Consider the following 12,453-nt stretch of genomic DNA (forward strand, 5'->3'; position numbering starts at 1 on the left):
GAGCCGACGGGGCAGCTTCAAGCACGCGCGGTAGACCGCGCCGAGGGTCTTCGATTCCAAGATGCGAGCCACGCCTGCGGCGGCAAAGCGCTGCATCGAGGTGGCCACCAGCGCCATCCCCTCAACGCGGTCAAAGATCTGGCGCGGTGCGCGGCGCAGCAGGTTAAGCGCAATCATTCCGCCCATCGAGTGCCCAAGCAGCACCAACGGCCCCTCGGCGGCACGCTCAGCGATGACGGCCAGCACATCGTCGGCCGCGCCCCGAACCGTGCACTGCGCGGGGGCGACGTGGGTGGATTGGCCGTGGCCGCGGACGTCGACAAGCAGGCAGCGCACCGTGGGATAGTTGCGGCATACGTCGTTGACCTGGGAATAGAAGCTCTCCGCGGACAGGCAGTAGCCGTGGATGAAAACCGCGGTGACCTCCGCATCCGCAGGGCCCACCTCGTACCACGCCACGCGCACGCCGTCGTTGTCGACGAAGCCCGAGTCGCTCACCGCAGTCAGGCCCGGTTCAGTCGTGAGATCATGCAGCTCATTGTGGACGGCGTGCTCGATGGCGCGCATGCGGGGGCGAACCCGGCGCGACCAGCTGCGCGCGACGGCGGAGGAACGTGCTCGAATAACCATGACATTTCAATACTAGACTGGGCCCCATGGCTAATGACCTTTCAGCGCAACTCCAAGCCCGTTTCGGCTCCGCGCCGGCCGAAGAGCAGGATTCTGCACCCACCGGCGACGCCTATAGCGAGCTCACCCGCCTCATCACGAAGGTAACCGGCGTGGAGGAAGGACTAGAGCGCGAAGCAAAGCTGGAGGACCTGGGGGTTGAATCACTCGAGCGCATCGAATTAGCCGTGCGCCTCGAGGAAGCCTGCGGGGTCCGCCTTAATGAAGAAACCATGCTCTCCGTAACCACGGTGGGCGAACTTGCTGACTACGTGGAGGAACACTCGTGATTTCTTACCTCTCTGACATGGACGGCGTCCTCATCAAGGAAGGGGAGATGATTCCCGGCGCGGATAAATTCATCCAAGCGCTGAAGGACAACAACATCGAGTACATGGTGCTGACCAATAACTCGATGTCCACTCCGCGGGACCTGTCAGCACGCCTTCAGAACACAGGACTGGATATCCCGGCCGAGCGTATCTGGACCTCGGCGACGGCCACGGCGGCCTTCCTCTCCAACCAGGCAGGGCTGTCCACGGCTTATGTCGTGGGCGAGTCCGGCCTGACCACCGCGCTGCACGAGGCCGGCTGGATCCTCAACGACCGAGAAGCGGACTTCGTGGTCTTGGGCGAGACCCGCACCTATTCTTTTGAAGCCATCACCACGGCCATCAATCTCATCCGCAACGGCGCGCGCTTCATTGCCACTAACCCGGACGTCACGGGCCCGGCCCCGCAGGGCGTGCTGCCGGCCACGGGTGCTGTGGCCGCACTCATCACCGCGGCGACCAACCGCGAGCCCTACTACGTGGGCAAGCCGAACCCGGTCATGATGCGCAGCGCCTTAAACAACATCGGCGCACACTCGGAAAACACCGTCATGATCGGTGACCGCATGGATACCGACGTCAAGTCAGGCCTCGAGGCCGGCATGCGCAGCATCCTGGTGCGCTCCGGCATCAGCGATGACCGCATCATCGAGCGCTATCCTTTCCGCCCGACGCGCATCATTGACTCCGTGGCGGACCTTCCGGAGCGCATCTTCGATCCCTTCGCGGACTAGGCCTTCACCGACTTAGACCGCACGCTTGACGACGCCCCGAAAACCGTACTCCCCCGCCAGCATCTCCACCGCGCGGCCCAGCGCTTCCAATTCGCTGGGCGTTCCGGTGAGCACTTGCTGGCAACCGATTCCGGTGCAGCCTGCGTTGTCGGCTTTTATGCCGACAACGTCCCACAGCGGGTCCCGGCGCCAGCGGGTACACCACTGGGCGGTCAGCGGGTCATCGCCGGGGACGATGAATTCGCTTTCGCTGCGAATACAGCGAGCCATGGCGCGCTCGATGGCCGGGCGCAGGCTGCGCGGCATGCCCGAGATCTGCAGCACGGCGGTGCAGACCTCACCGCAGGCGCGGTTGGGCCACGTATCCGCTGGGCTGCCAAGTGGGCTGGCTGAAGGGGCCGGCTCGGTTGCACCGGCTACCTGCGGGTGAACGCGTTGATTCACTCCTTAAACTCCTTTGACGTGCGAGTGATGGCACGCCGGCATGCGCCGACGCAAGACGAGCTTCGTCTTCCCCTACGAACTAGTCTTCATCACGCCACTCGCGCCGAGGCGCGAACACCGATTGGTGTGGCCACGGTATGTGGCCACTCGGTGCGTCATTGTGTGCCCACGATTTTCCCCTGCCACTTAGGCCACAACAACCCTCAACCTGCACTTAAGCCCCCACTGCCTCAATATCAGGTTGAGACTTTCGCCCGGAAATTCACCCCATTAACCACATTCGCCACATGAGGGCTCACGAGCATCATGTGCGCGCGGTCGCCACAGGTGCCCCACTACCCCCGTTGTGGCGCCTGTCGGTGCGCCGCTACGCCATCCAAGTTCTTCACCGCGGCTATGGCTAGCGCGCCTGGCACTCCTCCCAGATCGCCGTATTGGTCTCGGCCCACAGCGGCTTGCACCAGTCTCCGAAGTCGCGGTCCGTGAGCGCCACCATCGCCCACTCACCGGCCACCCACAGGTAGGTTCCGCTCATGCCGAAATGCCCCACGGCATCGGCTGGCAAGCCGCCCATCCATTGCTTCTTTTCGCCATGGATTTCAAAGCCCAACCCCCACGTGCAGTCCTTGAAGCTGCCGTAGCCCGGCACAATCCCGCGCAGCCCCGGGAACTGGACGCTGCGCATCTCTTCCACGGTGGAGGGATCAAGCAGGCGCGGCGCGTACACCTCGGCGGCAAAGGCGGAGAGGTCCTCCACACTAGAAACCAAGCCGTGCCCGGCCGAGCCTTCCAGGGTGGTGGCCTGCATGCCCAGCGGAGCGCACACGCCTTCCGCAAGGTAGTCAGCATAAGAAATCTCGGTAGCAGCCTCGACTACCTCGGCAGCCCACTCATAGCCCGCCGAGGAGTAGATACGGCGCTCTCCTACCGGTTTTTGAGACTCCCGGGTATCAAAGCCCACCCCCGAGGCATGGGCCAACAGGTGTCGCAGCGTGGAGCCTTCAGGACCGGCTGCCTGATCCAGCTCCACAGCGCCCTCCTCTACTGCCACCATCACCCCATAGGCAGCCACCAGCTTGGTCACGGAGGCTACTGGGAAGCGGCGGGAGACATCACCGACCTGTTCTACTACCTCACCGCGGTGCAGCAAGGCACCGGCAACGGTATCGACGGGCCAGGACTCAAGAGAAGAAAAAGCGCTCATGCGCTCCAGCTTAACGAGGATCGCGCTCGCAGCCTACGCCATCACCATCGCGGTCAAACTTGGAACGGAAGCCCGGGTCACTCGGGTAGATGGGGCGGCCCAGCGCGTTCCACACATCGGCGCAGCGAGAGTAGTAGGCCGGAGCCGGTGCCGGCTTCGGTGCGGGGGCAGGTGCAGGCGCAGGGGCGGGAGCCGGCGCAGGAGCCGGTTCCGGAGCTGGCTGCGGTGCGGGGGCAGGTGCAGGTGCCGGAGCAGGTGCGGGCTCCTGTGCCTTCGGCGAAGGAATCACGCCCGGCAGCGGGTTCGGGATGATTCCCTGCTGCACGGCCCAGAACACGCCGCCGGCGATGGCCGCGAGAAGCGCTGCGCTAATGCCCAGGCCCAAGGCAATCCTCTCACCCTGGGAAGACTGCTCGAATTCGGCGTCATCTTCCTCCTTGCTGGAGGAGCCAGTGCCTTCGGTGGAGGAGCCCAGCTCCTTGCTGGAGGATTCAACATCCAGCTCCGAAGACAGGCCGGACTCGAGGTCGCCCGTATCAGACGGAGAGAAAACCGCGGTGGGGGCCTCCTCGTAGGAAGCACCGGTCTCCGCCTGAGCGGGGACGACAACGGACAGGGAGAGAGAAACAGAGACAGAGGCGGCGAGAACCGCACGAGAGAACTTCTTCATAAGCATAAGTTATAGCCCGTAACTCACCCCGCAAGAAATTACTCCACCCCAAGGGGTAAAGCACACGTGAAGCCACGGAAAACCACACCTGACCGGCGGGCGAATTCTCTGCCCCCAAGTTGCGACACCGCCTCAGCGGAGAAACCGTAGAGCCATGCGCCGCTCTCTAACTCGTCGCCGCCTCCTCCACGCCTCCGGATTAGCCACAGCCACCGCTGCCTCCCTCGTCGCCTCTTCGGCTTCGGCAGCCGATCCCACGTCCACCTCCTCCCTCGGGCTAGTAGAGCCGCCCGCGGGCACGCTGCCCTTCGTGCACGGAGTGGCATCCGGCGATCCGATTCCGGATTCAGTCATCCTCTGGACGCGCATCACGCCCACCGAGGAGGCACTGCCGGGCAGCGGCGTAGGGCCCTCGGTCACCGTGAAGTGGGAGGTGGCAGCGGATGGGGAGATGAGGGACGTCGTCAAGCGCGGCACTGTGGTTGCCTCCGCAAGCCGTGACCATACCGTCCACGTGGACCCGCACGGCCTGCAGCCGGACACCGTGTATTTTTATCGCTTCCTCGTCGATGGTGTCTCCTCCCCCATCGGGCGGACCAAGACCGCACCTGCGGCCACCTCCTCGCCGGAGCAGCTCACGTTTGGGGTCGCCTCCTGCGCGAACTGGGAGTCGGGCTTCTTCAGCGCTTACGCGGACATCGCCCAGCGCGCGCACTCCGGGCAGCTGGATTACATGGTGTTCTTAGGCGATTACATCTACGAGTACGCCGCCGGCGAATACTCCGGGTTTGGGCCGGTGCGCCTGCACCACCCAGCGCACGAGATCACCACGCTGGCGGATTACCGCACGCGCTACGGGCGCTACCGCACCGACCCCGACCTGCAGGCAGCGCATGCCGCTCTGCCGTGGATCGTGGTGTGGGATGACCATGAAACGGCCAACGATAACTGGGCCGGCGGCGCGGAGAACCACGCCCCCGCCACGGAAGGAAGCTGGCAGGAGCGGCAGACGGCGGCCATGTGCGCCTATTTCGAGTGGATGCCCGTGCGCGCCACCGCGGCTTCCGAGGACGGGCATCTGTACCGCTCACTGACCTTCGGCGATTTGGCGGAGCTGACCATGATGGACCTGCGCACCTACCGCGACCAGCAGGCGCCATGGAACCCAGTGGCGTTTATGGAAGAGGGCCGGAGCATGCTGGGCTCGGAGCAGTATGACTGGCTGCTGGGAAAGATTGAGACCTCGCAGGCCACGTGGAATCTGCTGGGGAATTCGGTGATGTTTGCCCCGCTGAACCTAGTGTCGCTGCAGGAGAATTCGCTGACCGCACAGGTGGCCGCCGCCCTGACGAAGAACATCACAGGGATTCCCGTCAATGGGGACCAGTGGGATGGTTACTCCGCAGAACGCCGCGCGCTTATCGACGCCCTCCGCGCCTCCCCTGCCCACGCCCTGTTCCTCACCGGCGATATCCACACCGAATGGGCGCATACGATTAGCAAGGGCGAGGAGGTGGTTGCCGCGGAGATGGTGTGCGGGTCCGTGTCGGCGCCCAATATCAACGAGGCGCTCAACCTACGCGCGGGCAATACTGTCTCCCGCCTCGCCGAACAGGTACTACGCCAGGCCAACCCGCAGTGCCACCACGTGGAGCTGGACAGCCACGGCTATTGCTTCGTCACGCTGAGCCGCGAGGAGGCGCAGATGCACTGGCTGCGCGTGGATGATGTACTCAGGCCGGGTTCCCCCGTGAGGCAGGCGCATGCGCTGACCTATAGGCCGGGCGCGGGAGTTGTGAGCTAGCTTGCTTGCGTTAACGATCGGTGGCGATGGGCCGATACATAAGGTGTAGCGCATTACGCCGCTGCACTTCCCTATCACTCATATCTCTCGTGCGCCCTCTCCAAGCGTCTCTCTCACCTCTCTCTGTGCAGCGCCTCTCGGCCCCCTTCGGGTCTACATCTCGGCGGAAGGCTCCGAGGCCCCTTCAGTAGCGGTAGCCTGTGCGCCCTCAGTGGGCGCGGGAGTTTCGGAGACCCCTTCCTCCGCTGGTGTTTGGGTTGTCGGTTCCCCTGGATTCACAGGTGCGTAGACGGCTTCACTGTCCGGGGTGTTTTCAGTGACTGTGCCCTGCACGCTTTCCACCGGCTCCTCGGGCGTCGAGACATAGGTAGGCTCGTCCTGTGGCGCGGTTTGTGGCGTTGGCGAAGGTTCGGAGGGCTGAGTGGACTCGGACGTTGTCTCTGATTGTCCCATCCAGCGCGAGGGTGATAGCCACCCGGCATTCTCCACGCCGTCTGGGTTGGCGGACGCTAACAGCAGCACACTGATCGCGCCGAGCCCGGCGATAAGCCCTGTGGTGGAGCGACGCACGCGCCCGCCAAGCGTCCAGAAGGAGTCCCACTTGTTCTCCGGCTTATCCGCGCGCCAGATACCGCGGCCGTAATCATCCTCTTCCTCGTCGTCGGGTTCGGCCGAATAGGCCGGGCGCCCTGGGCCGTCATCCTTGCTGTCTTGCGCTTCGGCGGCCGCGTCAGCGACAGCGTCAGCGGCGATAGCTTCCGTCTCGGACGCCGAGCTCTCTTGTCTCGACTCGGTGTTAGCGCCTGCCGCCGGCATGACGGTGGTGGGGGCATCGGCATCCACCGCGCCGCCCAGCACCTCCAGGACTTCACCCGCGACGTTTTCAGTGTTAGGCAGCTTGTACAGATCCCAGAAGGAAGAAAGCAGCGCCGAGCGGATCGCGCGCTCCACCGCCCACTGGCGTGCGGGGTTGACCTGCACCAAGACGCGGTACTTCACCTGCCATGGCTGGCCGGCCACCGTGGGAGCAACCAACCCAGTAGCGGGCAGAACGTCGAGCTCACCAGCCACGTCCGCGCGGATGTCCGGGGTATCGATGGCGCGTTGTGAAATCTTCTCTACCTGTTCGGTCAGCTCCTGCACGGAATCGCCCTCATGGACCGGGATGGCAATATCCACCACCGCGCGCGACCACTCTTGCGAGTAATTTGTGACCACGCCCGCCGAACCGTTCGGCACCATGACAACTTCACCGGTCGGCGTACGCACCGTCGTCGTGCGCAAGGTCAGCGAAACGACGGTGCCCTCCACGCCGGTCACTCCGTCGAAGCTGACATAGTCACCCACACCGAATTGCTTTTCCGAGAGGATAAAGAAACCGGCGAGGAAATCACCGATGATCGACTGGGCGCCGAAACCGACGGCAGCCGAGACCACGGTTGCCGGGATGGCCGCGCCCAGGGGAGGCACTCCAACGTTGGCCAGCGCCGCCAACACGAGCAGGAAGTACGCCACCGCCTGTGCCACATAGACCAGCGCGCCGGCCAGCGCCAAGCGCGCCTTGGTGGACTCTTGGTTTTCATCGAGGCGGGACTCAATGACCCGCACCGCCAAGCGGCCGATGCGCGGGATGAGAATCGCCAACAACAGCATTCCTAGCAGTGGCAAACCATGGTCAACGAAGGCCTGCCAAATGGCGAAAAAGTAATACTTCAGCATTACGCCAAGCCTAGTCCTACAGCCTGACAGAACCCTTGGAATCTCAAGCGCGGTGGATGAGATAGTAGTTCGGAGTGGGCTTCCACGTGTAGCCAGCAGGGATGATGTCCTTGCCGTAGGCGCTGAATGCCTTAGTCGTCCACAGCGGAATCGCCGGCATCTTCTCCAGCAACAGCTCCTGGGCCTGCAAGTAGTACTCCTGGGCCTCCTCCCGGTCCTTCGCCTGGCCTACCTTCTTCAGCAACTCGTCGTATTCGGTGCTGCGAAAACCTGACTCGTTTTCTGAGGAATAGGAGGCAAACAGCGGCACCAGGAAGGTCGACTCATCCGGAAATTCCGCCTGCCAAATCGTCCTGAAAGCACCGGTAATGTGCCGCGCTGTGACCTCTCGACGCAATTCCTTCAAGGTCCCAAATTCCTTGCTTTCGGCGAGCACACCGAGGGTATCCGTCACCTGCTGAGCCACCGCATCGACCCACGTCTTGTGGCCGCCATCGGCGTTAAACGCGATGCTGAACGTCCCCTTAAAGGGGTCTAGCTTCTCCGCCTGTTCCCACAGCTCGCGGGCTCTATCCGGCTGGTAGGTCAGCACGTCAGCACCTTCCGGCGCAGGCGGTGGGGAGCCGAAGAGCGGCGCTACGAAGCTGTTGGCCGGAGTCACTCGGTCGTGGAAGATGTCCCGCGCAATCTTTTCTCGGTCTACCGCCATGGACAGGGCCCGGCGGCGCAGGCGGCCAGCCTCGCCGCGGAAATTGGCATCGTTGGCGGGAATGGTGATCTCCATGATCGAACCGCCAGGCTTAGTAAGGGCCCGCGCGCCGAGCTCCTTTTCGAAGCTTCCGAGCTTCTCCGCCGGGATGCGCGTCAGCACGTCCAGCCGGCCCGCCACAAGATCCTCGTAGGCCTGCTCCTCCGAGGCGTACACGACGAACTTAATGCCCTCATTCTGCGGGTGTCGCGGCCCTTTATAACGCGGGTTCGGCACGAGGGTCAACGCCTTCTCACGTTCCCACGAGGCCAACAGGTATGGCCCGCTGCCAATCGGGTCCGTGCCGCGCTCACTCAGCTTGTCCTGATCCGCAGAGCGCATGGGGAAAAAGACGGAATAACCCAAGCGTTCAATGAAGCCCGCCGTGGGGCGCGAGAGCTCAATGCGGAAGGACTTCTCCCCCGTCACCGTCAGCCCGCGCATCTCCTTCCTGCCTTCATTGAAACCGAGAATCGGCGCAAAGTGATGTGCGGAAAGCAGGGACTGGCGCACTGCCGTATTCCACGTATCGACGAAGTCCTGCGCGCTGACCTTCGAGCCATCGGAGAACACCGCGTCTTCACGAATCTGCACGTCAAACGTGGTGTCATCAACCTGCGTGACGGATTCCGCCATGTCGTAATGGGCGCCGCCGTCCTTATCCAGGTACATCAGGCCCGAGTACACCAGGTTGATGATGGTTTGGCCTGGCACGTCGTTGGAATCGGCCGGGATGAGGGAGCGCTGCGGCTCCGAGATATCGGTAGTAATGAGATTCATTCCCGAGGTATCCATGCGCTCCGGTTCCGTTCCGCAACCCGCCAGCGTGGGGGCCGCAACGCCCGACACCGCCAGCGCCGCGAGCATGCCCAGAAAAGAACGCCTCGACGTCACGCGTCCATCACCTCACTTTCATCACTAGATTAAAGCATTTCTCAGGTTCTAATCATCTCTTTTTTCATATCGGCGCATGAGTCTTTCCACCAATTCATCGGTGAGCTGATCATCGGCCAAGATGCGATCCAAAAGCTCGCGCGGCGTTGGCCCCTCAGCGCTCTGTTCCTCGTAGGAGTCACCGCTTAGGTCCACACCGAAGTCGGAGGACTCCGCTTCCGCAACGGCCGGCTCCATCATCTCCGACATCTCTGCGACTTCCTCGTTGAAGGAGTCGAGGAATTCGGAGGCATCGATGGCGGCTTCCGCACGGCGCTTGCCGGCTCGGACTTCGCGCTCGATGCGGCGTTGCAGGGCCTTTTCCATCTGGTTGTGGCGCCAGGAGCGAAGCTTCGTGGGCTCTAGACGACGCCCCACGGCACGCCCCTTGCTTTCCGCCTTGCGCGCCATGACCATGACGTAAGCCGCGGTGTCATTGACCGGCGCCCATTCCTGGCGAGCGGGTACGCGCCAGCCCGCCCAGATGCCCAGCATGGTGAGGACAAAGGACACAACCGGCCCGAGAATAACCCCCCACGCCAAGTAGCCGGCCGAGTCTGCGCCCAAGACCACCAGCGCGCAGGCCACCGCGGGGATCACGGTGGGGGTGTTATCACCAAAGACCGCGGGCTCGCGCCCCATGGCGATGTCACGGATCATGGAGCCGCCCGTAGCCGTGAACACACCCATCATGATGCAGGGAATCAGGGGCAGGCCATACGCGATGGCTTTGAGCGCGCCTGTCGACGCCCACAGGGCCGAGACCACCGCATCACCATGCGACTGCACGTAGTCCCACGTTTTGCCCTTGAAGTAGACGAAGCGGGCGATGATGGCGCCAGTAAACGCCAGGTAGAGATACTCCGGCTGGCTCATCGCGGCGACGGTGCCGCGGTTGATGAGCACGTCACGGATCATGCCGCCGCCGAGGGAAGAGAACATCGCGATGAAGAAGAAGCCCACGATGTCATAGCCGCGCTGCCGGGCCATGGTGCCACCGATGATGCCCATGAGGAGGACACCTATGATGTCGGACCAGTAGTACAGCGACTCGATCAATGGGTCCATCTCGACAACGCTCATGGTGGTCATCGTATCGGGTAGCGCGCGGATTCTCGCATTAAGACTCTATTGCTTTAGACGGACCGCCTTGTTGGTAGGGACTAAGGCTTAAGAAAAGAAGCTAATGCACGTAGAGCTCGTTGTAGGCTTTCTCAATCCAAAGGACATAAAACACTTCCCCGTCGTTTACTTTTCTTGCCCACGGCTAGCAGAAATAGTTCTTCAGATCGGCATCCGTTATTTCCAGCCCGCGTTTGCCCTCGACGAAGTTCTTTTTCCAAGGAGATTCAGTGTGGGTTTTATTCCGCAATGCCCATGCGGAGTAGGGGCCATATTTGTCCCACACCTCAATCAAATCCCGCTCAACGTCGCGGTAATCATCCCAGTCGAAATCATCCGAGATGAACTCATCGGGGTCGATGGGAAGCTTTCCGTAGTGCTTAACGTCATGGTAGACGTCTACAACTACTGGGCCATGTGCCCATGCTTCCATGCGTTCAGGAAAAAGCGGCAGGCCATCAGAACTGCGCATATGCAGCCCTTTAGCGTAGTAGAGAAGCTTCTGAAGCTTAAGCTGCGTTATCTCAGCATCATCAGTTTCATCAGCCCACGCTACAAACCATTCGGCGATTTGCCGCGCCTTAAATTGTTCCATGTCTGCCCTCCTTCCAGTTCCCGCCAAGCGTACAACAGGCCCCAGACATGCCACCATCCCAACGCTCGAAAAGGCGTAAAGGCCCTCCCCAGGGGCAGCATACAAGCGGTAAGCAATGGAAGCTTTGCGTGGTGGGGCTACCGGGGCTCGAACCCGGGACCAACGGATTATGAGTCCGTAGCTCTAACCGACTGAGCTATAGCCCCGCGTGTTCCCTGCCTGCATTCCGCACCAGCGCCGAGCCAGCACTCACGCACACAGCGAATCCGCTCCCAGCAACATTAATCGGCAGGCCCAGAAAACGGCAATTTAGGCCTCGCCCTGGCCGAGTTTCTCGCCCAGATTTGCCTCGTTTAGGTCTTCCGGGTCTGAACTCGGCGTCTGGTCCTCATCAGCGGCGTTGCGCCCCTTCACCGACACAACGACCCCGATAACGTAGGAGGCGATCACCCCGAAAACACTGAGCCAAAAGAGTATCGAGGACAGGTCTAAGGCCCACCGACCGACAATCTGGGTGAAGGCGGATTTCACGCTCTCATCGGTATCGCCGTAATCGACCAAAAAGAAGCCAGCCAGGAAGAGGAACACGGTCACAGCAATGAATGCCCACGACTCGCGCCACCCGAATGCCTTGTACGTTCCGCCCCCTTCATCTTCCATCGGGGTACGCACGGGGATGAGCCACAAAACTAACAGTGCAAGGACCACGATGCCGCCGATTGGAAGGGTAAAGAAAGCGAACCATCCGCCGACACCAAATATGACCCGCCCCAAAGCAAAGAACGCCGCGCCTAACAGGCTCATGACAAGCGCCGCGACGGAGCTGATCTGAACGTTCCGATACTTCATGCCAAAAGCCTAGCGTGCACCGCCGCTACTTTCACCTACAAAACTGACGTCACTCAGCCCTAGACCCACTACACACTGGCTTCGGCCTCTGCGTCAGTTACCAGGCCTATTCTTTCTTTTTCATTTTCCTAGCTTGCCTGCGCTCGCGTCTCCGAGCGCGTTTTGCTTTGCGGATATCCACTACCCAACGCGGAACAAATGGCCACGGAAGCGGAATCCCGAACGCGCCTGTAAAACCAATCGCCCCAATGACAAAAGCAGAAATGAGTGGAAGAAACAGCAGCGTTTCGACAGGCTCTGGAAGGCCCATGCTTGCAACCAACCCCGTGGCTCCAACAGCGCCCATGATGAGCGTGCCGTAGGGATATATGAAGAGCACGCCATCACTTTCGGCCCCATCCCAACCTACTGTGTCGTACCATTTTTCTGATCTGGGAGTTTTTCGCACACTACGGATGTAATAGGTCCAGTAAAGAACCATGACAATCACTAGCCCGATGCATACGAGCAGATCAGTACTATCCCCACCCATAGGATGTGACCTCCTGTGGTTACTTTTGCGGCACGTACTAAAACGCTACCAACGCCGGCTGGGTTAAGGCATAGGGCGAGAACTCAGCGCCCGAACCT

13 protein-coding genes and 1 tRNA gene are annotated in these 12,453 nt (G+C 61.8%); 3 read left to right on the forward strand and 11 right to left on the reverse strand.

What is annotated here, in order from left to right:
* The coding region (locus tag HMPREF2635_RS01420) for an alpha/beta fold hydrolase (RefSeq protein WP_141761666.1) at positions 1-630 on the reverse strand (630 nt) is incomplete at its 3' end.
* Positions 631-656: 26 nt separating this feature from the next.
* Between HMPREF2635_RS01420 and HMPREF2635_RS01425 the strand changes: the two genes are divergently transcribed.
* Positions 657-959, forward strand: a complete 303-nt coding sequence (locus tag HMPREF2635_RS01425) for an acyl carrier protein (RefSeq protein WP_070700662.1) — start codon at positions 657-659, stop codon at positions 957-959.
* 17 nt (positions 960-976) lie between these two features.
* Positions 977-1,735 carry an HAD-IIA family hydrolase gene (locus HMPREF2635_RS01430; RefSeq protein WP_158396164.1) on the forward strand — a complete coding sequence of 253 codons (759 nt, stop codon included), beginning with the start codon at positions 977-979 and terminating at the stop codon, positions 1,733-1,735.
* 12 nt (positions 1,736-1,747) lie between these two features.
* On the opposite strand, the gene HMPREF2635_RS01435 is transcribed toward HMPREF2635_RS01430, so the two are convergent.
* From HMPREF2635_RS01435 to HMPREF2635_RS01445, 3 genes are all read right to left on the reverse strand, one after another.
* Positions 1,748-2,179, reverse strand: a complete 432-nt coding sequence (locus tag HMPREF2635_RS01435) for a hypothetical protein (RefSeq protein WP_049156841.1) — start codon at positions 2,177-2,179, stop codon at positions 1,748-1,750.
* Positions 2,180-2,579: 400 nt separating this feature from the next.
* The gene (locus HMPREF2635_RS01440; RefSeq protein ID WP_070821145.1) at positions 2,580-3,383 is read right to left on the reverse strand and encodes a serine hydrolase domain-containing protein; all 804 of its coding nucleotides are present in this window, start codon (positions 3,381-3,383) and stop codon (positions 2,580-2,582) included.
* Between the two features lie 10 nt (positions 3,384-3,393).
* Complete coding sequence (locus HMPREF2635_RS01445) at positions 3,394-4,053, reverse strand: excalibur calcium-binding domain-containing protein (protein ID WP_070821169.1); 660 nt, start codon at positions 4,051-4,053, stop codon at positions 3,394-3,396.
* 154 nt (positions 4,054-4,207) lie between these two features.
* On the opposite strand from HMPREF2635_RS01445, the gene HMPREF2635_RS01450 reads away from it, so the two are divergent.
* Complete coding sequence (locus HMPREF2635_RS01450) at positions 4,208-5,857, forward strand: alkaline phosphatase D family protein (RefSeq protein ID WP_070821146.1); 1,650 nt, start codon at positions 4,208-4,210, stop codon at positions 5,855-5,857.
* A gap of 153 nt (positions 5,858-6,010) precedes the next feature.
* On the opposite strand, the gene HMPREF2635_RS01455 is transcribed toward HMPREF2635_RS01450, so the two are convergent.
* The 7 genes from HMPREF2635_RS01455 to HMPREF2635_RS01485 form a co-directional block, all read right to left on the reverse strand.
* Positions 6,011-7,576: a mechanosensitive ion channel family protein gene (locus tag HMPREF2635_RS01455; RefSeq protein ID WP_070821147.1), complete on the reverse strand. Its 1,566-nt coding sequence runs from the start codon at positions 7,574-7,576 to the stop codon at positions 6,011-6,013.
* Between the two features lie 43 nt (positions 7,577-7,619).
* The gene (locus HMPREF2635_RS01460; RefSeq protein WP_232745382.1) at positions 7,620-9,218 is read right to left on the reverse strand and encodes a peptide ABC transporter substrate-binding protein; all 1,599 of its coding nucleotides are present in this window, start codon (positions 9,216-9,218) and stop codon (positions 7,620-7,622) included.
* A gap of 48 nt (positions 9,219-9,266) precedes the next feature.
* Positions 9,267-10,340: a trimeric intracellular cation channel family protein gene (locus tag HMPREF2635_RS01465; RefSeq protein ID WP_046647250.1), complete on the reverse strand. Its 1,074-nt coding sequence runs from the start codon at positions 10,338-10,340 to the stop codon at positions 9,267-9,269.
* 184 nt (positions 10,341-10,524) lie between these two features.
* Positions 10,525-10,974: a Panacea domain-containing protein gene (locus tag HMPREF2635_RS01470; RefSeq protein WP_070700639.1), complete on the reverse strand. Its 450-nt coding sequence runs from the start codon at positions 10,972-10,974 to the stop codon at positions 10,525-10,527.
* 129 nt (positions 10,975-11,103) lie between these two features.
* A tRNA-Ile gene (locus tag HMPREF2635_RS01475) sits at positions 11,104-11,180 on the reverse strand.
* Positions 11,181-11,283: 103 nt separating this feature from the next.
* Positions 11,284-11,823, reverse strand: coding sequence for a hypothetical protein (locus HMPREF2635_RS01480; protein WP_070821148.1), 540 nt, complete (start codon positions 11,821-11,823; stop codon positions 11,284-11,286).
* Positions 11,824-11,929: 106 nt separating this feature from the next.
* Positions 11,930-12,304 carry a hypothetical protein gene (locus tag HMPREF2635_RS01485; protein WP_246824823.1) on the reverse strand — a complete coding sequence of 125 codons (375 nt, stop codon included), beginning with the start codon at positions 12,302-12,304 and terminating at the stop codon, positions 11,930-11,932.
* Positions 12,305-12,453 lie beyond the last annotated feature (149 nt).

Source organism: Corynebacterium sp. HMSC035E02, from assembly GCF_001836065.1.
Taxonomy (GTDB): domain Bacteria; phylum Actinomycetota; class Actinomycetes; order Mycobacteriales; family Mycobacteriaceae; genus Corynebacterium; species Corynebacterium hiratae.

Excerpts from the sequence above, each read along its gene's own strand:
- HMPREF2635_RS01465 (WP_046647250.1), bottom strand. The coding sequence starts at position 10,340 with ATGAGCGTTGTCGAGATGGACCCATTGATCGAGTCGCTGTACTACTGG.
- HMPREF2635_RS01440 (WP_070821145.1), bottom strand. The coding sequence starts at position 3,383 with ATGAGCGCTTTTTCTTCTCTTGAGTCCTGGCCCGTCGATACCGTTGCC.
- HMPREF2635_RS01455 (WP_070821147.1), bottom strand. The coding sequence starts at position 7,576 with ATGCTGAAGTATTACTTTTTCGCCATTTGGCAGGCCTTCGTTGACCAT.
- HMPREF2635_RS01470 (WP_070700639.1), bottom strand. The coding sequence starts at position 10,974 with ATGGAACAATTTAAGGCGCGGCAAATCGCCGAATGGTTTGTAGCGTGG.
- HMPREF2635_RS01450 (WP_070821146.1), top strand. The coding sequence starts at position 4,208 with ATGCGCCGCTCTCTAACTCGTCGCCGCCTCCTCCACGCCTCCGGATTA.
- HMPREF2635_RS01480 (WP_070821148.1), bottom strand. The coding sequence starts at position 11,823 with ATGAAGTATCGGAACGTTCAGATCAGCTCCGTCGCGGCGCTTGTCATG.
- HMPREF2635_RS01445 (WP_070821169.1), bottom strand. The coding sequence starts at position 4,053 with ATGAAGAAGTTCTCTCGTGCGGTTCTCGCCGCCTCTGTCTCTGTTTCT.
- HMPREF2635_RS01430 (WP_158396164.1), top strand. The coding sequence starts at position 977 with ATGGACGGCGTCCTCATCAAGGAAGGGGAGATGATTCCCGGCGCGGAT.
- HMPREF2635_RS01425 (WP_070700662.1), top strand. The coding sequence starts at position 657 with ATGGCTAATGACCTTTCAGCGCAACTCCAAGCCCGTTTCGGCTCCGCG.
- HMPREF2635_RS01485 (WP_246824823.1), bottom strand. The coding sequence starts at position 12,304 with ATGGTTCTTTACTGGACCTATTACATCCGTAGTGTGCGAAAAACTCCC.